The following is a 228-nucleotide window of genomic DNA, read 5'->3' as shown; positions in this document are numbered from 1 at the left end:
CTGCACGTACTCGAAGCCGCGAACCTGGCCGCGGTTGGTCATCCGGTCGCGGCCGACGCGCAGCATCGCGGCATTGATGTCGCCGAGCACCAGTTCGCCGGAATCGCCGACCCGGTCCTTCAGCAGCGCCGCGATGTCGCCGGTGCCGCCGGCTAGGTCGAGCACACGGTCGCCCTTCTTGACCTGCGCGGTCGCGACGAAATAGCGCTTCCACGCCCGGTGGATGCC

The 228-nt window shown here is 69.3% G+C and carries 1 protein-coding gene; it reads right to left on the bottom strand.

The features are described 5' to 3' along the window. On the bottom strand, window positions 1-228 hold a 228-nt coding region (locus tag SB719_RS23115; protein WP_412160185.1), incomplete at both ends, for a class I SAM-dependent methyltransferase.

Origin of the sequence: Pantoea sp. SIMBA_079, from assembly GCF_046940275.1 — a bacterium.
In the GTDB taxonomy this organism is placed as follows: domain Bacteria; phylum Pseudomonadota; class Gammaproteobacteria; order Enterobacterales; family Enterobacteriaceae; genus Pantoea; species Pantoea borealis.
Note: the sequence above shows the minus strand (reverse complement) of the source record. Positions and strands in the feature narration are given on the sequence as shown.